The 23,983-nt window shown below is 73.6% G+C and carries 25 protein-coding genes; 10 read left to right on the forward strand and 15 right to left on the reverse strand.

Going from position 1 to position 23,983, the window contains the following annotated elements:
• Nucleotides 1-15: 15 nt before the first annotated feature.
• The 3 genes from pdxH to AC3X7Z_RS05115 all read right to left on the reverse strand — a co-directional run bounded on the left by pdxH (nucleotide 16) and on the right by AC3X7Z_RS05115 (nucleotide 1,817).
• Nucleotides 16-654 (reverse strand): pyridoxamine 5'-phosphate oxidase, encoded by a 639-nt coding sequence (gene pdxH / locus AC3X7Z_RS05105; RefSeq protein ID WP_489975213.1) that lies wholly within the window; start codon nucleotides 652-654, stop codon nucleotides 16-18.
• 63 nt (nucleotides 655-717) lie between these two features.
• Nucleotides 718-1,365, reverse strand: a complete 648-nt coding sequence (locus tag AC3X7Z_RS05110) for a VldE C-terminal domain-containing protein (protein WP_186339212.1) — start codon at nucleotides 1,363-1,365, stop codon at nucleotides 718-720.
• Between the two features lie 86 nt (nucleotides 1,366-1,451).
• Nucleotides 1,452-1,817, reverse strand: coding sequence for a thiol-disulfide oxidoreductase DCC family protein (locus AC3X7Z_RS05115; protein ID WP_186339213.1), 366 nt, complete (start codon nucleotides 1,815-1,817; stop codon nucleotides 1,452-1,454).
• 425 nt (nucleotides 1,818-2,242) lie between these two features.
• On the opposite strand from AC3X7Z_RS05115, the gene AC3X7Z_RS05120 reads away from it, so the two are divergent.
• Complete coding sequence (locus tag AC3X7Z_RS05120; RefSeq protein WP_489975214.1) at nucleotides 2,243-4,402, forward strand: DUF5005 domain-containing protein; 2,160 nt, start codon at nucleotides 2,243-2,245, stop codon at nucleotides 4,400-4,402.
• A gap of 7 nt (nucleotides 4,403-4,409) precedes the next feature.
• On the opposite strand, the gene AC3X7Z_RS05125 is transcribed toward AC3X7Z_RS05120, so the two are convergent.
• On the reverse strand, nucleotides 4,410-4,943 hold the full coding sequence (locus AC3X7Z_RS05125) for a GNAT family N-acetyltransferase (protein ID WP_489975215.1): 534 nt from the start codon (nucleotides 4,941-4,943) through the stop codon (nucleotides 4,410-4,412).
• Nucleotides 4,944-5,042: 99 nt separating this feature from the next.
• Here AC3X7Z_RS05125 and serC point away from each other — a divergent pair, with 99 nt between their 5' ends.
• Nucleotides 5,043-6,164: a phosphoserine transaminase gene (gene serC / locus AC3X7Z_RS05130; RefSeq protein WP_489975216.1), complete on the forward strand. Its 1,122-nt coding sequence runs from the start codon at nucleotides 5,043-5,045 to the stop codon at nucleotides 6,162-6,164.
• A gap of 24 nt (nucleotides 6,165-6,188) precedes the next feature.
• Here the strand turns inward: serC and AC3X7Z_RS05135 are convergent, their stop codons facing one another.
• From AC3X7Z_RS05135 to AC3X7Z_RS05145, 3 genes are all read right to left on the reverse strand, one after another.
• Complete coding sequence (locus tag AC3X7Z_RS05135) at nucleotides 6,189-7,184, reverse strand: DNA topoisomerase IB (protein WP_489975217.1); 996 nt, start codon at nucleotides 7,182-7,184, stop codon at nucleotides 6,189-6,191.
• A gap of 66 nt (nucleotides 7,185-7,250) precedes the next feature.
• Nucleotides 7,251-7,760, reverse strand: a complete 510-nt coding sequence (locus AC3X7Z_RS05140; RefSeq protein WP_489975218.1) for an O-acetyl-ADP-ribose deacetylase — start codon at nucleotides 7,758-7,760, stop codon at nucleotides 7,251-7,253.
• A 4-nt stretch (nucleotides 7,761-7,764) separates the two neighbouring features.
• On the reverse strand, nucleotides 7,765-9,111 hold the full coding sequence (locus AC3X7Z_RS05145) for a protealysin inhibitor emfourin (RefSeq protein ID WP_489975219.1): 1,347 nt from the start codon (nucleotides 9,109-9,111) through the stop codon (nucleotides 7,765-7,767).
• A 219-nt stretch (nucleotides 9,112-9,330) separates the two neighbouring features.
• Here AC3X7Z_RS05145 and typA point away from each other — a divergent pair, with 219 nt between their 5' ends.
• Nucleotides 9,331-11,223: a translational GTPase TypA gene (gene typA, locus AC3X7Z_RS05150; RefSeq protein ID WP_489975220.1), complete on the forward strand. Its 1,893-nt coding sequence runs from the start codon at nucleotides 9,331-9,333 to the stop codon at nucleotides 11,221-11,223.
• Nucleotides 11,224-11,231: 8 nt separating this feature from the next.
• On the forward strand, nucleotides 11,232-11,852 hold the full coding sequence (locus AC3X7Z_RS05155; protein ID WP_186339221.1) for a hypothetical protein: 621 nt from the start codon (nucleotides 11,232-11,234) through the stop codon (nucleotides 11,850-11,852).
• Nucleotides 11,853-11,889: 37 nt separating this feature from the next.
• On the opposite strand, the gene AC3X7Z_RS05160 is transcribed toward AC3X7Z_RS05155, so the two are convergent.
• A complete protein-coding gene (locus AC3X7Z_RS05160) occupies nucleotides 11,890-13,251 on the reverse strand; it encodes an MFS transporter (RefSeq protein ID WP_186339222.1) in 1,362 nt (453 codons plus the stop codon).
• A 95-nt stretch (nucleotides 13,252-13,346) separates the two neighbouring features.
• On the opposite strand from AC3X7Z_RS05160, the gene AC3X7Z_RS05165 reads away from it, so the two are divergent.
• The 3 genes from AC3X7Z_RS05165 (at nucleotide 13,347) to AC3X7Z_RS05175 (ending at nucleotide 15,648) form a co-directional block, all read left to right on the forward strand.
• Nucleotides 13,347-13,844, forward strand: a complete 498-nt coding sequence (locus AC3X7Z_RS05165; RefSeq protein ID WP_186339223.1) for a DUF1707 SHOCT-like domain-containing protein — start codon at nucleotides 13,347-13,349, stop codon at nucleotides 13,842-13,844.
• Between the two features lie 42 nt (nucleotides 13,845-13,886).
• Nucleotides 13,887-15,047, forward strand: a complete 1,161-nt coding sequence (locus AC3X7Z_RS05170; RefSeq protein ID WP_489975221.1) for an acyl-CoA dehydrogenase family protein — start codon at nucleotides 13,887-13,889, stop codon at nucleotides 15,045-15,047.
• A 76-nt stretch (nucleotides 15,048-15,123) separates the two neighbouring features.
• Nucleotides 15,124-15,648 carry a type 1 glutamine amidotransferase domain-containing protein gene (locus AC3X7Z_RS05175; RefSeq protein WP_489975222.1) on the forward strand — a complete coding sequence of 175 codons (525 nt, stop codon included), beginning with the start codon at nucleotides 15,124-15,126 and terminating at the stop codon, nucleotides 15,646-15,648.
• A 3-nt stretch (nucleotides 15,649-15,651) separates the two neighbouring features.
• Here AC3X7Z_RS05175 and AC3X7Z_RS05180 read toward each other — a convergent pair whose 3' ends face one another.
• Nucleotides 15,652-16,329 (reverse strand): dihydrofolate reductase family protein, encoded by a 678-nt coding sequence (locus AC3X7Z_RS05180; RefSeq protein ID WP_489975223.1) that lies wholly within the window; start codon nucleotides 16,327-16,329, stop codon nucleotides 15,652-15,654.
• 31 nt (nucleotides 16,330-16,360) lie between these two features.
• Here AC3X7Z_RS05180 and AC3X7Z_RS05185 point away from each other — a divergent pair, with 31 nt between their 5' ends.
• The gene (locus tag AC3X7Z_RS05185; RefSeq protein ID WP_489975224.1) at nucleotides 16,361-17,263 is read left to right on the forward strand and encodes a dihydropteroate synthase; all 903 of its coding nucleotides are present in this window, start codon (nucleotides 16,361-16,363) and stop codon (nucleotides 17,261-17,263) included.
• 43 nt (nucleotides 17,264-17,306) lie between these two features.
• Here the strand turns inward: AC3X7Z_RS05185 and AC3X7Z_RS05190 are convergent, their stop codons facing one another.
• Nucleotides 17,307-17,570, reverse strand: coding sequence for a hypothetical protein (locus tag AC3X7Z_RS05190; protein ID WP_489975225.1), 264 nt, complete (start codon nucleotides 17,568-17,570; stop codon nucleotides 17,307-17,309).
• Between the two features lie 69 nt (nucleotides 17,571-17,639).
• Complete coding sequence (galE, locus tag AC3X7Z_RS05195) at nucleotides 17,640-18,653, reverse strand: UDP-glucose 4-epimerase GalE (protein ID WP_186339229.1); 1,014 nt, start codon at nucleotides 18,651-18,653, stop codon at nucleotides 17,640-17,642.
• Between the two features lie 40 nt (nucleotides 18,654-18,693).
• On the opposite strand from galE, the gene AC3X7Z_RS05200 reads away from it, so the two are divergent.
• Nucleotides 18,694-19,674: a GDP-mannose 4,6-dehydratase gene (locus AC3X7Z_RS05200; RefSeq protein WP_489975226.1), complete on the forward strand. Its 981-nt coding sequence runs from the start codon at nucleotides 18,694-18,696 to the stop codon at nucleotides 19,672-19,674.
• A complete protein-coding gene (locus tag AC3X7Z_RS05205; protein WP_489975227.1) occupies nucleotides 19,671-20,606 on the forward strand; it encodes a GDP-mannose 4,6-dehydratase in 936 nt (311 codons plus the stop codon). Before AC3X7Z_RS05200 ends, AC3X7Z_RS05205 begins: the two co-directional genes overlap by 4 nt.
• Before the next feature lie 173 nt (nucleotides 20,607-20,779).
• On the opposite strand, the gene AC3X7Z_RS05210 is transcribed toward AC3X7Z_RS05205, so the two are convergent.
• The 4 genes from AC3X7Z_RS05210 to AC3X7Z_RS05225 are packed head-to-tail and all read right to left on the reverse strand — an operon-like array spanning nucleotide 20,780 to nucleotide 23,968.
• Nucleotides 20,780-21,295, reverse strand: coding sequence for a hypothetical protein (locus AC3X7Z_RS05210; protein ID WP_489975228.1), 516 nt, complete (start codon nucleotides 21,293-21,295; stop codon nucleotides 20,780-20,782).
• Nucleotides 21,296-21,306: 11 nt separating this feature from the next.
• A complete protein-coding gene (locus AC3X7Z_RS05215) occupies nucleotides 21,307-23,082 on the reverse strand; it encodes an alpha/beta hydrolase (RefSeq protein ID WP_489975229.1) in 1,776 nt (591 codons plus the stop codon).
• The gene (locus AC3X7Z_RS05220) at nucleotides 23,079-23,393 is read right to left on the reverse strand and encodes a hypothetical protein (RefSeq protein ID WP_489975230.1); all 315 of its coding nucleotides are present in this window, start codon (nucleotides 23,391-23,393) and stop codon (nucleotides 23,079-23,081) included. The genes AC3X7Z_RS05215 and AC3X7Z_RS05220 overlap by 4 nt, the downstream gene beginning before the upstream one ends.
• Nucleotides 23,390-23,968: a hypothetical protein gene (locus tag AC3X7Z_RS05225; protein ID WP_489975231.1), complete on the reverse strand. Its 579-nt coding sequence runs from the start codon at nucleotides 23,966-23,968 to the stop codon at nucleotides 23,390-23,392. The genes AC3X7Z_RS05220 and AC3X7Z_RS05225 overlap by 4 nt, the downstream gene beginning before the upstream one ends.
• Nucleotides 23,969-23,983: the final 15 nt, after the last annotated feature.

The raw sequence follows: 23,983 nt of genomic DNA on the forward strand, positions 1-23,983 counted from the left end.
CTCGGACGGCCCGACTCAGGGGGCGAGCCGCTCCACGGTCCAGCCCGCACCGTCGCGGCGGTAGACGAGCCGGTCGTGCATCCGGCTGGGGCGTCCCTGCCAGAACTCCACGGCCTCCGGCACCACGCGGTAGCCGCCCCACTCGGGCGGGACCGGGATCGGTGCGTCGTCTCCGAAGCGCTCCTGCGCCTGCGCGTAGGCCGCCGTGAGGTCGGCGCGCGAGGCGACGGGGCGCGACTGGCGCGACGCCCACGCGCCGAGCCGGGCGCCACGGGGCCGGGTGTGGAAGTAGGCGGCGACCTCGTCGTCGCCGAGCACCGACGCGGTCCCCTCGACGCGCACCTGCCTCTCGAGCGGGTGCCACGGGAAGAGCAGCGCGCAGCGCGGGTCGGTGGCGAGCTCGGAGCCCTTGCGGGAGGAGCGGTTGGTGAAGAAGACGAACCCGTCGGGGCCCACGCCCTTGAGCAGCACCATCCGGCTCGACGGGCCGCCGTCGGGCGACGCGGTCGCCAGCACCATCGCGTTGGGCTCGTGCAGCCCCGCGTCGACCGCCTGGCGCATCCAGCGGCCGAACATCTCGAGGGGGTCGTCGGCGAGGTCGGGCAGGTCGAGCCCGCCGCGGCCGTACTCCTCACGCAGCCCGGCGATGTCCATGTCGCCGACCCTAGTGCCGGTGCGCAACGCGAGCCCGCGTCGAGACCCCCTGTCGCGGGCCGGTCAGGGCAGCGTGGCCGCCTGGGCGGCGTACCACGACGTCCTGGCCTTGGCGCCCTTGCGCGTCAGCGAGACGTGCAGGTGGTCGCGGTGGCGCAGCGTCGGCGAGCAGGTGCGGCGCGTGCGGCAGCCCGAGCTGAGGTAGCGCTTGGCGACGAAGCCGTCGTAGGAGGCGTACATCGTGTCGTCCCAGATCAGGTACATGATCCCCATCCGGCGGGCCAGGGCGTGCGGCTGGCCGGTGTCGTCGGGCGCCAGGACCTCGTCGATCAGGGCGGCGGCGAGCGCGGCCTCGGCAGGGTCGGTGGCGTCGAGCAGCCAGTCGAACGCCCGCGACTCCTTGTGCTCGCTGCGGCTCGACCCGGCGCACGAACGGCTGATCGGGCCGTAGCCGCCGCCGCGGGCGACCAGCCAGTCGGCGAGCATGAGCACCCCCGCCTTCGGCTTGCGTCGGCAGGTGGTCTGCGGCTGGTAGCCCGAGTAGGGCTCCATCGGCATCAGGAACGGCGCCGACGACGTGACGGTGCCGCGACGGCTGGCGGGCTCCTGCGCCGAGGCTCCCGGACCGCCTGCGAGCAGGCCCAGCAACAGGCCGAGCAGCAGCACGCCCGTGGCCGCGACCCGCGCGCCGACCCCCGCTGATGACTGCATCGAACGTCCCACCCTCCCCTGTGACCACATCCGGCACAGGGACCGTAGGCGCGCCCGCGCGCCGCCGTCAGGGGTTCGTCAGAACATCACCGCTGTAGTTCGCAGGCGGGCGTCCCGCCGGGCAGCCGGTGCCGGTGGGCGGCGACCCAGGCGTAGGCGCGGCGGGCCACGGGGTCGACGCCCGGCGCGGTGATCAGGCGCCCGGCGAGCCGGGCCGGCAGCGGCCCCGTGCGCAGGATCGAGGCGAACGCGCGGTGGCCGTAGTCGACGCGACCGTCGGGGTGGACGTAGGGCATCTCGACGACGGCGCGCTCGGGGTCGACGCCGAGCTCCTCGAGGTCGGCGGCCTGCACGGTCGAGCTGTCGACGTCGACGCCGAGCCGCGGCACCAGGCGGGCCGTGCGCATGCAGAAGCCGCAGTCGGCGTCGTTGAGCATGAGGCCTCGGTCCACGGCACGAGCCTACGTCGCGTGGCGGCAGCGCACGCTCCGCAGTGGCGCGCGGGTGGGGTTGAGCGGGGGCGTCCCCGCTCAACGGCCCGGATCCGGGTGTCCTAGCGGGGACGAGACGTGTCCAGTGGTCGCCGGACGCGCGGGCGTCGTTCAGCCGGATCGAGGCGCCGGGACGTACGCGCGCGCCGGGGGTTGAGCGGGGACGTCCCCGCTCAACGGCCCGGATCCGGGTGTCCTAGCGGGGCTGAGACGTGTCCAGTGATCCGCGGGACCCGTGGAAGGTCGTTCTCAGCGTCAGCAGTCTGTCCGCCTTGGCGGGGGCGCCATCCTGGCCAGCCGCACCCCACCGACGGGCCGGGACGCTACCCGCACCCCGCCGACTCTGGGAGAATCCCCCCACCTGGCCGACCGGCGGATGGGGCGACGTGGCAGGCGACGCGGGATCGAGGCAGCGAGCGCGTCGTACGACCGCCGTGGCGTGCCTGGCCGTGGTGCTCGCCCACGGGGTCGCGTTGGCGATGATCGCCCGGAGCGCCGATGCCCAGGAGCCGCACCGGGTCCCGCTGCTGGTCGCCGCACCGGCGGTGGTCGCGTCGTCGCTCGCCGACGACGCCGACACCATGGCGGGCGCGCCGTTCGACGCCACCTGGACCGACGACGAGGACGAGGCCCGCAGCGCCGTGCACGACGGCACGGCCGTCGCTGCCGTGCTGGTCGACCTGCGCACCACCCGGGACGTCGTGCTCGTCAACGCACGGGCCGACGCGGCGCTCAACGACGCGGTCACCGACCGGCTCGAGACCATCTCGGCCTCCAGGGACCGGACCTTCGCCGTCGAGGAGCTCGCCGTGGAGGACTCGGACGCCGCAGAGCGGGTCCGCTGGTTCGTCCTGCTGGCGGGCGTGCTGGGACTCGGCGTCGCGCTGGTGCTCTCCCTGGTGCGGGGCCGGGCCGGCGGGTCCGACCGGTCGCGCCTGCTGCCGGCAGTAGTCGCCCTCGGTGGGGTCGCCGTCACCGGCGCCGCGCTGCTCCAGCTCGCCCCCGCGACGCGGCTGCCCGGCGACGACCCGGCCGTCATCGGCATCGGCGCGCTGTACGTGTTCACGATGGGCGCGGTCGTCCTCGGTGCCGAGGCGCTGGCAGGAGTGGTCGGGCTGGCCACCGCCACGGCGGCGCACTTCGTGCTCGCCACGCCGCTGCTGTTCGCCACCGACCCCTACCTGCTGCCCCCCTCCTGGGCGGCCGCGACCGGGTGGATGCCGACCAGCGCGGCGCAGGGGGCGCTCGCGGAGGTGGCCCGCGTCGAGCCCGCAGCGCGCCAGCACGTGCTCGCGATCGCCGCCGCTGCGGCGGTCGCCCTGCTCGTGCTGGCGCTCGCCCACCGGATGCGCGAGCGATCCCGGGAGCCAGGGGCGGCGATGCCGGTGCGGCACTGGCGGCTGTGGGTGCTGGGTGCCGTGGCGCCGCTGGCGGCGGTGCTGGGACTGGTGACCGCCTTCGTGCCGGCCGACGTGCTCGGCGCCGCGTCACTGCCCAGCGTGGCGACCCGGACCACGTGCGTCGATCGTGGCGTCCGGCCCACGACCGTGACCCAGCTGAACGCCCAGGTCGCAGACCTGCAGGGGGTCCCGGCGTTCCAGGGCGGCGACGTGGGGGCCGACGTCCAGCTCGGCGACGGCCGGTTCCTCGTCGTCTTCGGCGACACGCTGCGTGCCCCGGCCTTCGACGGACCGCGGCTTGTGCGCAACTCGATGATGCTCTGGCAGGCCGACTGCGTCTCGGTGGTGCTCCCGCCCTCCCGGGGCGCGCTCATCCCCGACCGCCGCGACGGGGTCGGCTACTGGCCGATGTCGACCGCCGTGTCCCACCGCCCCGGCTACGACCTCGTGCTGGTCTCGACCCAGCGCGTCGCCGCCACCGGAGCCGGCTCGTTCGACTTCGCCAACCTCGGGCCGTCCCTGGCGGTGTTCGTGGTGGCCGACGGCGCGACGCCGCAGCTCATCGAGGTCGAGGACATCGGACCCGACGACCCGCGGCGGAGCCCGCCGGAGTGGGGGGCGGCGATGGCCGTCGCCGACCGGTGGCTCTACCTCTACGGGACCGCCAACCCCGACCAGGAGGGCGTCTTCGGATTCTCCCTCCGGGTCGCGCGCGTGCGCCCCAACGACGTGCTCGACGTCTCGCGCTGGCGCTTCTGGGACGGCAGCGCCTGGCAGCGCGACGCCGGCGAGGCGGCCCGGCTCATCCCTGCCGCCGGAGGCGTGTCGCAGACGCTGAGCGTCTTCCGCCGCGGTGGGCGCTGGTACGCCCTGAGCAAGCTGGACGGCGACCTCGGCGACCAGCTGGTGCTGTGGACCGCCCCCCGTCCGACCGGACCCTTCACCCGGACGGCGCCGGTCGCGTCGTTGCCCGTCGACCCCGACTCCGGCGCGATCACCTACATGCCGCTCGCGCACCCGCAGCTGTTCCCCCGGCCCGGGACCGTGGTGGCGTCCTACAGCAACAACAACGTCGACGCCCGGAGGATCACGGAGGATCCGCGCCTCTACCGTCCGACGTTCCTGCGCGTCCGGCTGCCGGGGTGACGGGACGTCAGATGCGCCGGCCGAAGCAGCGGCTGAGCTCGGAGCCGCAGTAGTGGCCGAACCCGGGGATCGGCTCGTAGCCCGAGGACAGGTAGAGCTCGATCGCCTCCGGCTGCTTGATCCCGGTCTCCAGCACGAGCACCTCGATCCCGGCGTCGGCGGCGGTCGCCTCGAGGTGCGCGAGCATCCGCCGCGCCAGGCCGCGCCGCTGGGCCGCGGGCACGACGTACATCCGCTTGACCTCGGCGCTCACCTCGGCGCCCAGCGCCGTCACCGAGCTGCGCCGCCACGCGCCGGTGGCGACCGGGACGCCGTCGAGGTAGCCGACGAAGAACTGCCCGAGCGGGTCCTCGAAGTCGGCCGGGTCGACCGGCGACTCGTCGCGACCGCCGTAGCGCGCGACGTACTCCTCCTGGACCGCCTCCACCAGCAGCTGCGCGTCGCGGTGGGTGATCGGGAGCCGCTCGATGCGCAGCCCGGACGCCGCGGCCCCGGTCGCCGCCGCCGCTGCAGGGCCGGAGGACGGCGAGCCGTGGTCCATCGAGATCCCCGATCGTGAGACGTGTGCGAGCGGGTGCCACAATAGACGCGCTGACAGCGTCGTCAGGACCGTCCTTCCGCACCACACGTGAGGCTTCCCATGACCGACGCCCTGAAGATCCCCGCCGAGCTCCTCCCGGCCGATGGCCGCTTCGGCGCGGGTCCGTCCAAGATCCAGACCAGCCACCTCGACGCGCTCGCCGCGACCGGCTCCTCGCTGATGGGCACCTCCCACCGGCAGGCCCCGGTGAAGAAGACGGTCGGCCGCGTCCGCGAGGGCCTCGCCGCGCTCTTCGACCTGCCCGAGGGCTACGAGGTGGTGCTCGGCAACGGCGGCGCGACCGCCTTCTGGGACATCGCCTGCTTCGGCCTGATCCGCGAGAAGAGCCAGCACCTGTCCTTCGGTGAGTTCTCCTCCAAGTTCGCCACGTCGGCCAGGAAGGCACCGTGGCTGGCCGACCCGACGGTCATCACCAGCGAGCCCGGCTCGCGTCCCGACGCGGTCGCCGAGGAGGGCGTGGACGCCTACGCCTGGGCGCACAACGAGACCTCCACCGCCGTGATGGCGCCCGTACGCCGTCCGGCCGGGGCGGCCGACGACGCGCTCGTGCTGGTCGACGCGACCTCCGGCGCCGGCGGCCTGCCGGTCGACCTCGACCAGGTGGACGCCTACTACTTCGCACCGCAGAAGTGCTTCGCCTCCGACGGCGGCCTGTGGATCGCCCTCATGTCACCGCGCGCCCTGGCCCGCGCCGAGGAGATCGCCGCGAGCGGGCGCTACGTCCCGCCGTTCTTCGACCTGCCGACCGCGATCGACAACTCCTCGAAGAACCAGACCTACAACACCCCGTCGGTCGCGACCCTCTTCCTGATGGCCGAGCAGCTCGACTGGATGAACAGCCAGGGTGGGCTGAAGGGGATGGTCGAGCGCACGACCGCCAGCTCCGACGCGCTCTACGGATGGGCCGAGCGGACGTCCTACACCACGCCCTACGTCGCCGAGCCGGCCGACCGCTCGCTCGTGATCGGCACCATCGACTTCGACGACTCGATCGACGCGGCCGCCGTCGCTGCCACCCTGCGTGCCAACGGCATCGTGGACACCGAGCCCTACCGCAAGCTCGGGCGCAACCAGCTCCGCATCGCGATGTACCCCGCGGTCGACCCGGCCGACGTGGAGAAGCTCACCGCCGCGATCGACCACGTCGTCGCCCACAGCTGACGACCCGCGCCGGACGCGTCGTGCTCAGGCCGCCAGCAGCTTGAGCACGGCGCGCTCCATCGCCGCCTGCCGGGCGTCGTCGGTGTCGTAGGACCCGCGCACCGTGATCGTCCTGCCGCGCTCGTAGGCCTCGACCACGCGCGGGTCGACGTAGGCCCTCCGGGCGAGGGTCGGGGTGTTGCCCAGGAACTCCGAGACCTCCTTCATCGCCGCGGACACCGCCCGCTTGCGCGACGCCTTCGTCGCGCCCGGCTCGTCGGAGTCGGCGAGGACGGCCGCCGCGATGACCGTGGCGTGCCAGGTGCGGAAGTCCTTGGCGGTCGCCTCGATGCCGAAGCAGCCACGGATGTAGTCGTTGACGTCGGAGGAGGACAGGTCGCGCCAGGTGCGGCCGTCCTTCCAGGCCAGGAGCTCGTCACCGCCACCACGGCGACGACGCATCACCTCGAGGGCGCTCACCGCCGACGGGTCGTCGATGTCGATGCAGTGCTCGACGCCCGACTTGCCGGTGAAGCAGAAGCGCATGCCGCCCCGGTGGCGCGAGACGTGCTCCTTGCGCATGGTGGTGAGGCCGAAGGAGCCGTTGGTGTCGGTGTAGACGTCGTTGCCGATGCGGAAGTAGCCGAGGTCGAGCAGGCGCACGGCGACCGCGCACGCCCGCTCCTGCGACATGCCCTCGGCCCCGATGTCGGCCAGCACCCGCTCACGGGCCCGGGAGAGCGCCTTGCCGAACAGGAGGATCCGGTCGAACTTGGCCGCGTCGCGGCTGGCCCGCCACTGCGGGTGGTAGAGGTATTGGCGGCGCCCGGCGTCGTCGGTGCCGACGGCCTGGAGGTGGCCGTGGGGGTGGGGCGTGATCCACACGTCCTTCCACGCCGGCGGGATGACGAGGTCCTTGCAGCGCTGGACCTGGTCGGGGTCGAGGCGCTCGCCGTGCTGGTCGAGGTAGACGAAGCCCTTGCCCGCCCGGCGCCGGGTCCAGCCGGGCTGGTCGGGAAACGTGCGCCTCAGTCGCGGCATGGCGCGAACCTAGCGAACCCCTCCCCGCTCCGCGGCCACCCTGAGGGAGGTCCGGCGGCCTGGCGCTCAGCCCGGCGGCCGGCTCGACAGCGCGGCGCGGATCTCGTCGTACGCCGTCGCGCCGAAGGCCACGAGCCGGGCCTCCTCCACCGAGGTCGGCGTCGCGCGCAGCGTGTCGACGGCGGCGGCGATCGCGTCGTCGCGCGGCCACCCGTAGACCCCGGCACTGACGAGGGGGAAGGCCACCGAGCGGGCTCCGAGCTCGTCGGCCACCGCGAGGGCTCCGGAGTAGCACGACTCGAGCAGCGACCGGTCGCGCTCGCCGGCGTTCCAGTTGGGGCCGACCACGTGGATCACCCAGCGGGCGGGCATCCGGCCGGCGGTGGTCCAGCCGGCGGCGCCGGTGGCGAGGCCGTGGGGGAAGCGTCGCCGGCAGTCGTCGAGCACCTCCGGGCCGCCCGCGGCGTGGATCGCCCCGTCGACGCCTCCGCCGCCGCGCATCCGGCGGTTGGCGGCGTTGACGACGGCGTCGACCTCCTGGGTGGTGATGTCGCCCTCGACGACGGTGAGCCGCACCGGCTCAGCCCTCCCGTCCGGCGTCGGCGCGCAGGACCCGGCTGGCCAGCTCGGCCTGGCTGGCGGTCAGCAGGTGCTCGGGCACCCGCACCGGCGCCCGGTCGTCGACGGCGAAGGTGTAGACGAACATGTCGGGCCGCGGCGGGCCGTCAGCGGTGGCCGCGCCCAGCACCGCCTCGGTCACCAACCGGCCGAGGTCGGGGTCGGCGGGGTCGAGGTCGACCTCGGCCGCCTCGGTGCGGCCGGCGAAGCCGCCGCTGCGCTCGACGCGGAGCCGCCCCCCGGCGACGCCCGGCTGGGGCTGGCGCCCGGGCTCGGGCTGGGTGGATGCGGCGGCACCGGTGCGGGCCGGCTCGACGCCGACCCGGGCCCACGCCTCGCGGACCGCGTCGGCGTGCTCCCCGGCTGCGGCCACGGTGGCCGCGGCGAAGGTCGCGAAGGTGGCCCGAGACGGGACATCGCCGCCGACGAGTGCGTCGTACCAGATGCGGCCGGCACCCTCGACGGCCCGGCCGCCGATCGCGACGGCGGCGAGCTGGAACGCCTTGTTGGGGATGCCGGAGTTGAGGTGGACGCCACCGCTGTCGTCGGTGGTCTCGACGTAGTCGTCCAGGTGGCCCACCTGCGGGTCGGCGCCGATCTCCGGGTCGTCGTAGGCGGTGCCGGGAGCAGCCAGGTCACGCAGCGCCCGGGCCCGCACGCGCGGCAGGAAGATGCCCTCGCCGATGAGCCAGTCGCCCTCGGCCGCGTCCTGGCCGAGGAGGCGCTGCTTGAGGCAGGAGGCGAAGGCGTCGGCCACCGACTCGTTGAGGGCGCCGGGCTGGCCCTCGTAGGCCAGTGCCGCGGTGAGCTCGACGACGGCGTGGGAGAACTCGTGGGCCAGGACGTCGACGGGCTTGGTGAAGCGCTCGAACACGCGGCCGTCGCCGTCGCCGAGGACCAGCTGGATGCCGTCCCAGAACGCATTGTTGTAGCGCGAGCCGAAGTGGACGGTCAGGCTGACGGGGGCGCCCGCGCCGTCGTAGGAGTCGCGCCCCAGGTCGTCGCGGAACATCAGCAGCGTCGCCTCGATGCCGGCGGCGGCCTCGTCGACCGCCACGTCACCGGTCGCGGGCTCGCCCGCGCTCCGGGCGGGAGTGCCGGGGAGCGAGGTGGTCGACCCGGCGTCGTGCACCGTCCACGCCGCGGTCGCGACCGCGCCCCCGATCGGGGCGGGCTCCGGCCGGACCCCGCTGCGTGCGGCCCGCTCGCGGCGCAGCGCCTCGTCGGCGGCGGCGCGCTCGGGGCCGTCGACCCGCTCCACGAGCCAGGGTGGGATGAAGGTGCAGCGCGCGGCCCGAGACGTGGTCATCGCCCCTGTCTACCCCGCGCCACCGACAGGGGGAAGGACTCGACGTGCCGCCGCGTGGGTGCCGTGCCGTGCGCGAACTGTCTCCCCACCCGGGGGGTGAGCGTCGGAATTGAACGCCTCGGCCGTGCCGCCGGTAGCCTTGTCGCGCGATCCACGCCTTCGCGCGTGCGGCTGCTCAGCCGCCTGTCGCCACCCGATCACCGCCCGGAAGGCCCCTGCATGTCCCTCCAGTCCCGCTCCGACCTGCGCAACGTCGCGATCGTCGCACACGTCGACCACGGCAAGACCACGCTGGTCGACGCGATGCTCCGCCAGGCCGGTGCGTTCACCGCGCACCAGGCCGAGAGCGTCGCCGACCGCGTCATGGACTCCGGCGACCTCGAGCGCGAGAAGGGCATCACCATCCTCGCGAAGAACACCGCGGTCCACTACGCCGGTCCCGCCGGCGGCGGCCAGCCGATGGTCATCAACATCATCGACACCCCCGGCCACGCCGACTTCGGTGGCGAGGTCGAGCGCGGCCTGTCGATGGTCGACGGCATCGTGCTGCTCGTCGACGCCTCCGAGGGTCCGCTCCCCCAGACCCGCTTCGTGCTCCGCAAGGCGCTCAACGCCGACATGCCGGTGATCCTGGTCGTCAACAAGACCGACCGCAGCGACGCCCGCATCACCGAGGTCGTCGAGGAGTCCTACGAGCTCTTCATGGACCTCCTCGACGAGTCGCACAGCCAGGACGCGCTCGACTTCCCCGTCGTCTACGCCTCCGGCAAGGCCGGCATCGCCTCGCTCGAGCAGCCCGAGAACGGCTCGATGCCCGACGGCACCGACCTCGAGCCGCTCTTCAAGACGATCCTCGAGACCATCCCCGCCCCGCAGTACGACGACGAGGCGCCCCTGCAGGCCCACGTGACCAACCTCGACTCCTCGCCGTTCCTCGGTCGCCTCGCGCTGCTGCGCGTCCACCAGGGCACCCTGAAGAAGGGCCAGACCGTCGCGTGGATGAAGCGCGACGGCACCGTCAAGAACGTCCGCATCACCGAGCTGCTGGTGACCGAGGGCCTCGAGCGCAAGCCGGGCGAGTCCGCCGGCCCCGGCGACATCGTCGCCATCGCCGGCATCCCCGACATCACCATCGGCGAGACCCTCGCCGACTCCGACAACCCCGTCGCGCTCCCGCTCATCCACGTCGACGAGCCGGCGATCTCGATGACGATCGGCACCAACACCTCGCCGCTGGTCGGCAAGGTCAAGGGGTCCAAGGTCACCGCGCGCCTGGTCAAGGACCGGCTCGACTCCGAGCTGGTCGGCAACGTCTCGCTCCGCGTCCTGCCGACCGAGCGCCCCGACGCCTGGGAGGTCCAGGGCCGCGGCGAGCTCGCCCTGGCGATCCTCGTCGAGCAGATGCGCCGCGAGGGCTTCGAGCTCACCGTCGGCAAGCCGCAGGTGGTCACCCGCGAGATCGACGGCAAGGTCCACGAGCCCTTCGAGCGGCTGACCATCGACGCCCCGGAGGAGTACCTCGGCACCATCACCGAGCTCCTGGCCAGCCGCAAGGGCCGCATGGAGGGCATGACCAACCACGGCACGGGCTGGGTCCGGATGGACTTCGTCGTCCCCTCCCGCGGCCTGATCGGCTTCCGCACCGAGTTCCTCACCGAGACCCGCGGCACGGGCATCGCCCACCACATCTCCGAGGGCTACTTCCCGTGGGCCGGTGAGATCCGCTCGCGCAACAACGGCTCGCTGGTCGCCGACCGCGCCGGCGCGGCGACGGCGTACGCGATGACGTCGCTGCAGGAGCGCGGCGTGCTCTTCGTCGAGCCCGCCACCGAGGTCTACGAGGGCATGATCGTGGGCGAGAACTCCCGCGCCGACGACATGGACGTCAACATCACCAAGGAGAAGCAGCAGACCAACATCCGCTCCGCCACCTCCGACAACTTCGAGAAGCTGATCCCGCCGAAGCGGCTCTCGCTCGAGCAGTGCCTGGAGTTCTGCCGCGAGGACGAGTGCGTCGAGGTCACGCCGGAGCAGGTGCGCATCCGCAAGGTCGTGCTCGACGCCAACGCCCGCGCCAAGACGGCGTCGCGGGCCCGCAAGGCCAACAAGTAGGTCAAGCGGTGGCCGACCTCGGGACCGAGCTCGCGGCCTGGCTCGACCGCCTCGGCCTGAGTGGCCAGCTGGCCGCGGCCGGGCTGCCGACGTTCGAGCGCGACGGCGGCGCGGTGCGCTGGCGCGACCCGGCGAGCGGCGACGAGCTCGATGCCGAACGCGTCGCCGAGCTCGACCGCGCCCTCCGCTCGGTGGGCGACGACCCGGCGCACGGCGTACCCGTCGAGCTGGTGCGGCTGCGCCGCGACGCGGAGGTGCGCCAGACGCTCCTCGACGGCGGCTGGCTCGACTACGCCGGCGTGGCCCGCCGGCGCGGGATCTCGGAGAACGCCGCGCGCTTCGCCCTGCACAAGGCGGCCGAGCGTCGCGGTGTGCTGCTCGTCCAGCACGAGGGCGGCACGCTGGTGCCGGCCTTCCAGCTCGACGACGCCGGCGAGGTGCGCGAGGAGCTGCTGGCGGTGCTCGAGCCGCTGCTCGCCGCGGGCGTCGACCCGTGGCGGGCATGGATCTGGCTCACCACCCCGGCCGCGCTGCTGGGCGGGGCGGTGCCGAGCGACGCCGCCCGCGACCCCGAGGAGCAGCCGGTCGTGCAGCGCGCGGCAGTCGCCCTGGCCGAGCGCTCCCGCTAGGCGTCGGGCTGCCCGTCCTCCCGGCCGCGGGTCGCTGTCAGTCGGTGACGACGGGCTCGACCAGGTCGGGCCGCAGGGTCGGGGCCAGCACGACGAGCCCGAGCAACGGCAGGAGCGCGAGCAGGAGCAGGCCGAGCGGCATGCCCAGCGGTCCGCTCACGCCGGCCACGACGGCCGAGCCGACGCTGCCGCCGATGAGGAACAGCAGCGTCGAGACGCCCAGCGCCACGCCCCGCACCTCCTCGTGCACGGCGTCGCCGACCACCGCGCTCAACGCGGGCTGGCCGACGCCGAAGGCGAACGTCACCAGGACGATGCCGACCACCAGCACGGTGGCGCTCGTCCAGTGGGCTCCCGCCGCAGAGACCAGCAGCGCGGCCGAGGCCACCAGCGCGGCGACGGCGAGCGAGCGCCCGGCCCCGATCCGGGTGAGCATCGGACCGGAGACCTGCGGGACGAGCAGCGCCACTGCCGCGCTCGGCACCATGGCCAGGCCGACCTGCCACGCCTGCCAGCCCTCCCCGAGCAGCACGGCGGGCACCGCGATGAGCATCGCGAACCACGAGGCGGGGACCGCGGAGGCGGCCACGGCGCTCCGCACGACGGTGGCGTTGCGGATCACCTCGACCGGCAGGAAGCCGTCGGGGCGACGACGTACGGAGGCACGGACCGCGGGGACGCCGAGGACCAGCAGGGTCGCGCCCACCGCCGCCACCACCAGGCCCGCCGACGGCGACTGGACGAGCAGCACCATGCCGGCGGCGGTGAGGGCCACGACGACAGCGCCGACGACGTCGAGGCGGGCCCCGCTCCCGCCGGTCGGCAGCGCACGCCACAGCAGCGGCACGACGAGGGCCCCGAGGATGGGCAGGGCCATGACCGCCCGCCAGCCCCAGGCCGCCTCCACCAGGCCGCCGATCAGCGGGCCCAGGCAGCTGACGGCGGCGGCGACGCCGGCGAGGCGACCGAACGCCAGGCCGCGCACCTCGCCGGTGTACTTCGCGGACAGGATGGTGACGCCCAGCGTCGGCACGGCGGCGGCGCCGGCGCCCTGCAGCAGCCGCGCGCCCAGGAGCACCTCGAACGTCGGGGCGAGCGCGGCGACCAGCGCCCCCACCGACATCAGCACCAGGCCGGCCAGGAGCGGCCCCCGGACGCCGACGAGGTCGGAGATCCGGCCGTAGAGCGCGGTGGTGACCGCCAGCATCAGGACGTAGAGGCTGATGACCCACGCGGCGAGCCCCGCGCTCACACCGAGGTCCTCGCCGAGGAGGGCCAGCGCTACCGCGGCGCTTGACGAGCCCATGCCGGCCAGGCCGAAGAGCAGGCCCAGCAGCATCGAGACCCGGCGGGAGTCGTCCGGGGCCTCGGCGTCGGGGCGTGCGGACGTGGAGGGCATCACCTGGCGACAACCCCTGCACGGTGCGCCTCATTCCCCCGACGATCCCGGAGAAGGCGACGTCCCACGCATCGCGGGGCCCTACCCTGTCGCCCATGAGCATGCCGCCGCACCACACCCCATCGGCTCCGGGCGACGACGCCTACGCGCGGTGGCGGCGCCTGCAGGAGCAGGCCGACGCCGAGCGCGACGCCCTCTTCGTCTCCGACGCCGAGCGGGACCAGGTGTGCCGCCGGCTGTCGGCCGCCTTCAGCGAGGGCCGCATCACCGCCCCCGAGCTCGACGAGCGCACCTCCCTGGCCCTCGCTGCGCGCACCTACGGCGACCTCGAGGACGTGATGGCGGGGCTCGAGGCTCCTGCCATGCCGGTCCCCCACCCGCTCGTGGCCGCACCGCCCGCCCGCTCGCAGAGCATCGTGCCCCGGCTGCTCTTCTGGGTGGTCGGGCTGTTCACCGCGCCGTTCATCCTCGGCGGCAGCGGCCTGCTGCTCTTCGGCGACGGCCCGGGCTCGTGGATCGCCGGCATCGTGATGCTCGTGCTGTTCCTGCCGGGCCTGGTCGCGCTCTACCGCTGGGCGCACCCCCGCCGCTGACCGGCCGAGGACGGCGCCCCACGCGCGGGTAGCCTCCGCTCCATGACCGCTCGCCGCCACCTGCCCACCGACGAGTCCCGCGACCTGCTCGCGCTGACCCGCGAGATCGCGACCAAGGAGCTCGCCCCTCGCGCGGCCGAGGCGGAGGCGACCGAGACGTTCCCCCGCGACGTCTTCACGATGCTCGGCCGGGCCGGCCTGCTGTCGCTGCCCTACCCCGAGGAGCAGGGCGGGGGCGGGCAGCCCTACGAGGTCTACCTCCAGGTGCTCGAGGAGATCGGCGCCGTGTGGTCGTCGGTCGGCGTGGGGGTCTCGGTCCACGCCCTGTCGTGCTTCGGCCTCGCGCACTTCGGCACCGACGAGCAGCGCGCCGAGTGGCTTCCCGACATGCTCAGCGGCGACCTGCTCGGCGCCTACTGCCTCTCCGAGGCGCATGCCGGCTCCGACCCCGCCGCGATGCGTACGACGGCACGACGCGACGGCGACTCGTACGTCATCAACGGAGCCAAGGCCTGGACCACCCACGGCGGGCACGCCGACTTCTACAAGGTGATGGCCCGCACCTCCGACGACCGCAACGGCATCTCCTGCTTCCTCGTGCCCGCCGACGCCGAGGGCCTCAGCGCCGACCCCCCGGAGCGCAAGATGGGCCTCACCGGCTCGGCGACCGCCACGATGCGCTTCGACGGCGTACGCGTCGACGCCTCGCGCCGCCTCGGAGCCGAGGGCGAGGGACTCCGCATCGCGCTGGCCGGCCTCGACTCGGGTCGTCTCGGCATCGCCGCCGTCGCGGTCGGCCTCGCCCAGGGTGCGCTCGACGCGGCCGTGGCCTACGCCCGCGAGCGGGAGACCTTCGGCACGCGCATCATCGACCACCAGGGCCTGGCCTTCGTGCTCGCCGACATGGAGGCCGCGATCGTCTCGGCACGCGCCACGGTGCTGCACGCCGCCCGCCTGCGCGACGCGGGGCTGCCGTTCTCGCGCGAGGCCTCGATCGCCAAGCTCGTCGCCACCGACAACGCCATGTCGGTCACCACCGACGCGGTCCAGGTGCTCGGCGGCTACGGCTACACCCGCGACTTCCCGGTCGAGCGCTACATGCGCGAGGCCAAGGTCATGCAGATCTTCGAGGGCACCAACCAGATCCAGCGGATGGTGATCTCCCGGTCGCTGGCCAAGGACGACGCCGGCGCGATCGGCTGACGTCGATTCCGAGCGATCGCCCGGACCACCCCAACGTGTGTTGTCCGCCCCCGCGTCGCGAGCAACCGTGAAGGGCATGTCCAAGCGCATCGCATTCCTGACCGCGACCGAAGGCGTCGAGGAGGTCGAGCTCACCAAGCCGTGGCAGGCCGCGACCGACGCCGGCCACACCGCCGACCTGCTCTCCACCGACGAGGGCGAGGTCCAGCTCTTCCAGCACCTCGACAAGTCGAGCACCCAGCGGGTCGACCGGCGCGTCTCCGACGTGGCCGTCGCCGACTACGACGCGCTGGTCCTGCCCGGAGGGGTCGCCAACCCCGACGCCCTCCGCATGGACGAGGAGGCGGTCGCCTTCGTCCGCGACTTCGTCGACTCCGGCAAGCCCGTCGCCGCCATCTGCCACGCCGCGTGGACCCTCGTCGAGGCCGACCGCGTGCGCGGCAAGCGGGTCGCCAGCTGGCCGAGCCTGCAGACCGACATCCGCAACGGCGGGGGCGAGTGGGTCGACGAGGAGGTCGTCGTCGACGGCAACCTCATCACCAGCCGCAACCCCGACGACATCCCGGCCTTCTCCCAGGCGCTGCTCGAAGCGCTCGGCTGAGGCTCACTCCACCAGCCAGCGCCCCAGCAACGTCCCGTCCTGCTCCAGCAGCAGGGTGGGGCGCAGGGGCACATCGACCTCTGCGCCAACGGCGATGCGTACGGCGTCGCCGCCGGTCAGCAGCGGCACCACGGTCCAGCACAGCTCGTCGACCACCCCCGCGGCCAGCAGGTCGGCGAAGAGCGACGGCCCGCCCTCGCAGAGCTGCTCGGTCCAGCCCCGCTGGGCCAGCGCGGCCTTGAGCGCCGCCAGGTCGATCTGCTCCTCCCCGAGCACCAGCACGCAGTCGTCGCCGAGCCGCTCGCGCGCCCGCTCCAGCCCGGCCGAGGTGGCCACGGTCGCCATCAGCACCCGCCCGGGCGGCGCCGCGGCCAGGCTCGGCGGCACGTCGGCCGAGCGGCTGACGACGACGATCGGCACCCGCGGGACGTCGTACTCCTCCTCGCGCACGGTGCCGGCCCCGACCACGAGGCAGTGCGCCCGTCGCCGCAGAGCGTCGAAGACCCGCTTGTCGGCGGCGTTGTTGATCGTGCCGCTGAGCCCGTCGGAGCCGGTGGCCGCGCCGTCCACGGTGCTGACGAAGTTGACCCGCAGCCACGGCTCGCGGAGCGGTGTGTAGGCGGCCGCCAGCTCGTCGTCGGTCAGGTCGGCCAGGCGCTGCAGCTCGAGGGGCTCGGTCACGGCCTTCATCCTGCCGCCTACCCTGACGAGGGTGATCACCCTTGCGGACCTGGCCACCCTGCACGCCGAGCACGCCGGTGCCTGGGACAGCCCCGTGGCGCCGGTCGTCCTCGACGGTCCGAGAGGGCCGGTGTCGATCGGCGACGGCGCCGTCACGCTGATGGGCTGCATCAACCTCTCCCGCGACTCCACCTACCGCGAGAGCGTCGCCACCAGCCCTGCCGACGCCGTGCGCATGGGTCGCATCCAGGCCGCGCAGGGCGCCGCCGTGATCGACCTCGGCGCGGAGTCGAGCAACGCCGGCACGGCGCGGGTGACGCCGGCCGAGCAGATCGCCGGTCTCGTGCCCGCCGTGAAGCAGCTCGCGGCCGAGGCGGTCGTCTCGGTCGAGACCTACGAGCCCGAGGTGGTCCGGGCCTGCCTCGACGCCGGTGCCCGGGTCCTCAACATGACCGGTCGCGAGCACGAGGACCGGATGCTCGCCCTCGCCGCGGAGTACGACGCCGCCGTGATCATGTGCTTCGGTACCACGGCCAACGTGCGCGACATCGACGACGTGCCCCCCGGCTCAGATCCGATGCCGGTGCTGCTCGACCACTTCGCGCCCCGGCTCGAGCACGCCCGCTCGCTCGGGGTGGACAAGGTCGTCGTCGACCCCGGCATGGGCTTCTACTACGGCAACCTCGTCGACCCGATCCCCCGCGCCCGCCACCAGGCCCGGGTGCTGGCCCAGACCTTCCGCCTCCGCCCCCTCGGCGTTCCCGCGTGCAACGCGCTGCCGCACACCTACGACCTGTTCGGCGACGAGTTCCGCAAGGCCGAGGGGTTCTACGGCGTCTTCGCCGCACTGGGCGGCGCCCACCTGCTCCGGGTTCACGAGGTCGCGCACCTGCGGGTGGTGCTGCGGGCGATGGCCGAGCTCGAGGTCCGCTGACCACCACCCTGCAGGCAGTTCGCGCGGCGGGTGCGCCGCACGCTCAGGCGACCAGCCCGTGGCGCCCCACTGCCTGCATGGCGCGCCACCGGACCACGTCCTCGAGCGACGCGCGCACGTCGTCCGGGCGGAACATCACGTCTGGCCAGGAGAACCGGAGCACCACGAGCCCCGCCCGCGCCGCCGCGGTGTAGCGGTCGACGTCGCGCTGGAGCCCCACCCTCGACCAGTGGTGCTCGAACGACTCGGCCTCCACCACGATCCCCAGCACGCGGTCGAGCAGGTCGACGAAGCCCCCGCCCGGCACACGACCCTACGGGACGTCGCGGTCGACGACTCCTTCCCGGAGCGCCGAGTCGGCCACGCGGCAGGGTGGTCAGCCGGCGTAGCCCTGCGGGTTCTGCGACTGCCAGCGCCACGTGTCGGCGGCCATCTCGTCGACCGACTTCGTCGTGCTCCAGCCGAGCTCGCGGTTGGCCTTGGAGGGGTCGGCGTAGGAGACCGCGACGTCACCGGGGCGCCGGGCGACGACCTCGTGGGGCAGCTCGCGACCGACCGCCCGCTCGAAGGCGCGCAGCAGCTCCAGGACGCTCGTGCCGTGGCCGGAGCCGAGGTTCCAGACGTTGACGCCGTCGCTCGTGGTGGCGAGCGCCTCGAGGGCGGCGACGTGGCCGGCGGCGAGGTCCTCGACGTGGATGTAGTCGCGCACGCCGGTGCCGTCGGGGGTGTCGTAGTCGTCGCCGAAGACGAGCAGCTTGTCGCGCTTGCCGACCGCCACCTGGGCGATGAAGGGCATCAGGTTGTTGGGGGTGCCCGAGGGGTCCTCGCCGATCGTGCCCGACTCGTGGGCGCCGACGGGGTTGAAGTAGCGCAGCAGGGCGAAGCGCATCTGCGGCGCCGCCGCGGCGACGTCGCGCAGGATCTGCTCCTGCATCACCTTGGTCCAGCCGTAGGGGTTGGTGGCGAAGGTGGGGCGGTCCTCGGTGGCACCGGCCTGGTCGGTGCCGTAGACGGTCGCGCTGGAGGAGAACACCAGCTTGTCCACGCCGTGGCGCTGCATCGCGCGCACGAGCGAGAACGTCGAGCCGAGGTTGTTCTCGTAGTAGTCGAGCGGCTTCTCGACGCTCTCCCCCACCGCCTTGAAGCCGGCGAAGTGGATCACCGCGTCGAACGCCTCGGCCGCGAAGAGGTGCTCGGTCTTGTCGCGGTCGCACAGGTCGAAGGAGTGCAGCGTGAGCGCCGTGCCGGTGAGCGACTCCATCCGACCGAGCACCGTCGGATGGGCGTTGCTGAAGTTGTCGACGATGACGACGTCGTGACCTGCAGCGACGAGCTGGACGACGGTGTGCGAGCCGATGTAGCCGGCACCGCCGCTGACGAGGATCTTCATGGCGCCACCCTAACGAGGAGCGTGCTGACACAATGCCGGGGTGCCGAGCGCTCTCATCACCGGAATCACCGGACAGGACGGTCTCTACCTCGCCGAGCTGCTGATCGAGAAGGGCTACGACGTCCACGGCCTGATCCGCGGCCAGAACAATCCGCGCCGCGCCCTGGTCGAGGACCTCGTCCCCGACGTCACGCTGCACCACGGCGACCTGACCGACCTGTCCAGCCTGATGCGGGCGATGCGCGACTCCGAGCCCGACGAGGTCTACAACCTCGGCGCGATCTCGTTCGTCGCCTACTCCTGGGAGAACGCCTTCGTCACCAGCGACGTCACCGGCATGGGCGTGCTCAACATGCTCGAGGCGGTGCGCCTCCACGCGGGCGACGACCCGTCCTCCATCCGCTTCTACCAGGCCTCGAGCTCGGAGATGTTCGGCAAGGTGCAGGAGGTCCCGCAGTCGGAGCGCACCCTGCTGTGGCCGCGCTCGCCCTACGGCGTGAGCAAGGTCTACGGCCACTACATGACGATCAACTACCGCGAGTCCTACGGCATGCACGCCTCGTCGGGCATCCTGTTCAACCACGAGTCTCCGCGCCGCGGCCCCGAGTTCGTGACCCGCAAGATCAGCCAGGCGGTCGCCCGGATCCACCTGGGCCAGCAGGACTCGATGGCCCTCGGCAACCTCGACGCCCGCCGCGACTGGGGCTACGCCGGCGACTACGTCGAGGCGATGCGGCGGATGCTCCAGCAGGACACCGCCGACGACTACGTCATCGCCACGGGCGAGACCTGGTCGATCCGCGACTTCCTCGACCTCGCCTTCGCGCATGTCGGCATCGACGACTGGGCCCGCTACGTCACCCAGGACCCCCGCTTCATGCGCCCGGCCGAGGTCGAGCTGCTCATCGGCGACGCCAGCAAGGCCAGGGACAGGCTCGGCTGGACGCCGAGCGTCTCGTTCGCCGAGCTGGTGGCGATGATGGTCGACGCCGACATCGCCGCCGCCAAGGCGGGTTGGTGACCGCAGCCGCCCTCATCACCGGCATCGGCGGGCAGGACGGCACCTACCTCGCCGAACGCCTGGTGGCCGAGGGCCTCGAGGTGCACGCGCTGGCGCTGGCGGGCGACGGCCACCCGGAGCACTGCCCGGCCGAGGTGGTGCTGCACACCGGCGACCTGGCCGACGTCGAGGGCACCCGACGGCTGGTGCGCGAGGTCGCGCCACGCGAGGTCTACAACCTGGCCGCGATCAGCTCGGTGGCCCAGTCGTGGGACGAGCCCGACCGCACCGCGCAGGTCAACGGGCTGGCGGCGGTCGCGCTGATGGAGTCGGCGCGCCAGGTGCACGGCGTACGTCTGGTGCAGGCCTCGAGCGCCGAGATCTTCGGTGAGGCCGCCGACTCGCCCCAGACCGAGGACACCCCGGTGGCGCCGGTCAACCCCTACGGCGCATCGAAGGCGTACGCCCACCTGTCCGCGCGCGTCTACCGCCAGCGCGACCTGCACGTCTCGAGCGCGATCCTCTACAACCACGAGTCGCCGCGCCGGCACCCGCGGTTCGTGACCCGCAAGATCACCTCGACGGTGGCCGCCATCGCCCGCGGCGAGGCCGACGAGCTGGTGCTCGGCAACGTCGACGTGCGCCGCGACTGGGGCTGGGCGCCCGACTACGTCGACGCCATGGTGCGCGCCGCCCGTGCCGACGAGCCCGGCGACTACGTCGTCGCGACCGGCACGGCCCACTCGGTGCGCGACTTCGTGGCTGCCGCCTTCGACGCCGCCGGCATCGGCGACTGGGAGCCGCTGGTGCGCCAGGACGCCGCGTTCTTCCGCCCCGCCGACCCGACCGAGCTCGTCGGCGACGCGAGCCGGGCGCACGAGGAGCTGGGGTGGGCGCCGACGGTCGACTTCGCTGAGATCGTGCGGCGGATGGTGGCGGCCGACCTCGCCTGACCGACCGTCGAGTCGGCGCATCCTGGCCCCCTGACACCGTCGAGTCGGCGGATCCTGGCCCCCTGACACCGTCGAGTCGGCGCGAGGATGCGCCGACTCGACGAGATTTCGGCGCGAGGATGCGCCGACTCGACGAGATTTCCGGGCGAGGATGCGCCGACTCGACGAGGGCGTCAGTCGAGCGGGATGTCCACCGAGTTGTCGCGCTCGACCGGGTCGGTGTCGCTCGGCACCTCGATCTCGCCCTCCTGGTCGAGGCTGAGCACGAGCTCGCGCTCGCCCACCTTCGTCCAGCCGATCGTGGTGCGGAAGTCGTCGCGCTCGAGCTGGGCCCACGGCTCGGAGGCATCGAGGCCATCGGCCGTGCGCGTCCACCCCGCCTCCTCGAGCGCCGTCGCCGCCCGGTCGACCTGCTCGCCCTCGGCACCCTCTCCGACGACGACCGCGGAGGCCTTGTAGTCCTCGGCGCGGTAGGTCGACATGCCCTCGCTCTCGACGCGACCCTTGGCCCGCTCCAGGCTCAGCCCACTGTCGGAGAGCACCCCCGCCATGTCGCGCAGCTCGGAGTCGACCGCGCTCTTCATCGACGCCAAGTCGTCGGCCGCCTGCTCGGGGTCGGGATCGCCGCAGGAGCCCAGACCGACGGCGAGGGTCAGTGCCAGCAGCAGGCGGAGCGGGAGCAGCGTCATGCGCCCCATCCTCACCGGTCGGGGCTCGTGTCGGAGCGGCCGGGCTGCCCCGCGGTCGGGTCGCGGTCCCACTCGGGGTCCTGCGGCGGGCCCCACCACGGGTCGTAGCTCTGCGCGGCCTCGTTGATCTGGTCGCCGTGCCCGTCGACGATCAGGCCGATGTTGTAGAGCGACTCGGTGTCCGGGTCGAGGTAGGAGCTGTGCGCGTCACCGGTGTTGCGGATCCAGCTGCGGTCGACGTCCTCGGCCTCGAACCGCTGGGCGCCGAAGTCCTCCGACGACGGGTCGGTGCCGAGCCCGAGGCCGAGCTTGCCGACCCACCCCTCGTCGCCCAGCACGGCGACGAGGTCGCGGCTGTCGCGGCCGACGTAGACGTGGTCGGACCCGGGCCCCAGGTCGTCGGCGTGGTCGGCCGGACCCGCGCCGGGACTGCCGATGAGCACCACCTCGTCGACGTCGGAGGCGTCGCCGTGCGTGGCGTACGCCGTCGTGGTGGAGCCGTAGCTGTGGCCGACGGCCGTCAGGTGGGCCGGGTCGTCGGGTCGCGAGGCGCGCAGGCCGTCGATGGCGTCGGCGAGGTTGCGCCCGCCCTCCTCGGCCCGCCCCTCGCTCAGCGTGGCGAGGTCGGTGGGGCCGTCGGGTGCGTCGTAGCCGAGCCAGAACATGGTCGCGACGCTCGACCCGTCGCCGTTGTAGCGCGTCGACTCGTAGAGGTTCATCATCCGGTCGGTGTAGGCGGTGGTGTCGCCCATGTCGGTGGTGATGCCGGGGGTGAACACCGCGACGTCGTCGGCGTGGTCGAGGTCGCCCACGGCGACCGCCACCCGCCCGTCGCCGTCGTAGGCGGCCGGGTCGTAGAGCCACAGCGTGCCGCCGGGACGCAGCGCCGGGTCGAGCGGATCGGTGTAGGCGTCGGCGTTGGCGAGCGCGTCGCGCGCCTGGCCGGCGTTGGCGAGCACCCGGCGCTCGAGCGGCGAGATCGTTCCGTCGTCGTCCTTGGCCGCGAGGCGGGCGAGGTCGTCGTCGAGCAGCACGCGGTTGGCCTGATCGCGGGCGTCTGCGGGCAGTCCGTCGCCCTGGCCCACGCGCTCGGGGTAGGCCGCGATGACCGCCTCCCGCTCGGCCTCGCTGAGGCCGTCCCACCACCGCTGCACCTCCTCGGGCGTCGCGCCGCTGCCGGGGGCGCCGGGGCGGTTCATCGCCGACTCGGCCATCGGCGGGACGCCCCCGTCGGCGGAGAGCGACTCCGGGAGCGAGTCGGCGGCCTGGAAGACCTGGCGCAGCAGCGTCTCGTTGTCGCGCACCCGTCGCTGCAGGTCGTCGTCGTCGGCGACCAGGTCGGCGTAGTCGGCGCGCAGGTCGCGCGCCCGCTCGCGGAAGGCGGCGATCTCGGCGTCGGTGACCTCGGTCGCGGCGTCGATGTCGGCGATCAGCGCGGTGCGCCGCCCGTCCAGCGAGCGCTTGCGCTCGAGGAGGTCTTCGTGGGCGCGGAGCAGGTCGCGCAGCGTGTCGGCGAACGCGGTCACGCCGCGCCCGACCCGGCGCACCGTCGTCGCCATCGCGGAGTGCTCGCCGGACGCCACGCCCGACGCCTCCTTGTAGGCGTCGTAGGCGACGCCGGCCCAGCTGCCGAGGTCCTGCAGCTCGCGGCTCCTGTCGGCGAACTCCTCGTAGCGACCGGCCGCGGCGTAGATGGTGGTGGCGAGGGCGTCGGCGCCGCCCGCGTCGCCTTCGGGCTTCTTGATCTGCGCCGGGACGGAGGCCGGCACCTCGATGGTGACCGTCATCGCCGCGAGCCCAGCCGCGCGTCGAGGTCGCTGAACTGCCGGTCGGTCGCGTCGTCGGTGGTCGTGTAGTCGTCGGAGGTCGCGCGCAGCGCGCCCACGAACCCCTGCGCGATGGCGGCGCTCTCGCCGGCATAGCCGGCCCACCGGGACAGGAACGTCGTGGCCGCGCCCTGGACGCTCGGCGGAAGCGCGGACGCCGAGGCGCCGCCCAGCTCGCGCGACGAGGTGTCCATGAGGGCCTGCTGCGCCTCCCACCCCTCGGTGCCGCGGCGCAGGGACTCCATCTGCCAGACCAGCGGCTGGTCGCTCATCCCGCATCACCACCGACGGCCGCGGCGGCGGCGTCCTCGCCCACCACGACCAGCGCGGAGCGCACCCGCACCACCACGCGAGCGGTCGTCGGCACGAGCACCTGCACGTCCTCGCGACCGAAGCGGCCCGGCCGTCCGGCCAGCACCCGGGGAATGCCGTCGGGCGGGGCCAGCACGTGCCAGCCGTCGGCCTCGGCGAGCAGCTGCTGCGCGCGCCCGAGCGCGGCCGAGGCGACGACCGGGTCGAGGTCGTCGAAGGTCGCGGTGCCCTGCCAGCGCAGCGTGCCCGGCTCGGACCCGGCGAACCAGGTGTCGTCGAGGTGGGCCGGCTCGCCCTCGAGGCCGAGTGCCGCCCACAGGGCGGCCATCCGGGCCCGCTGGTCGTCGCGTGCGGCGACCGGGTCGACCGCCGGCTCGTCGGCCGGGACGTCGGCCCGACGGGGCGGCTCGGGCGGCAGCACCACGAGGTCCACGTCGCCGTGGCGCCTCATGACCGTCGCCCAGAACGGGTCGAGGGCGACCGCGCGCGTGGCCCGAGGGCCCTGGGCGAACTCCAGACGTGTCGGCTCCGGCACCCGCTCCTCCTCACG

It is taken from the genome of Nocardioides sp. Z24_21 (assembly GCF_058134345.1).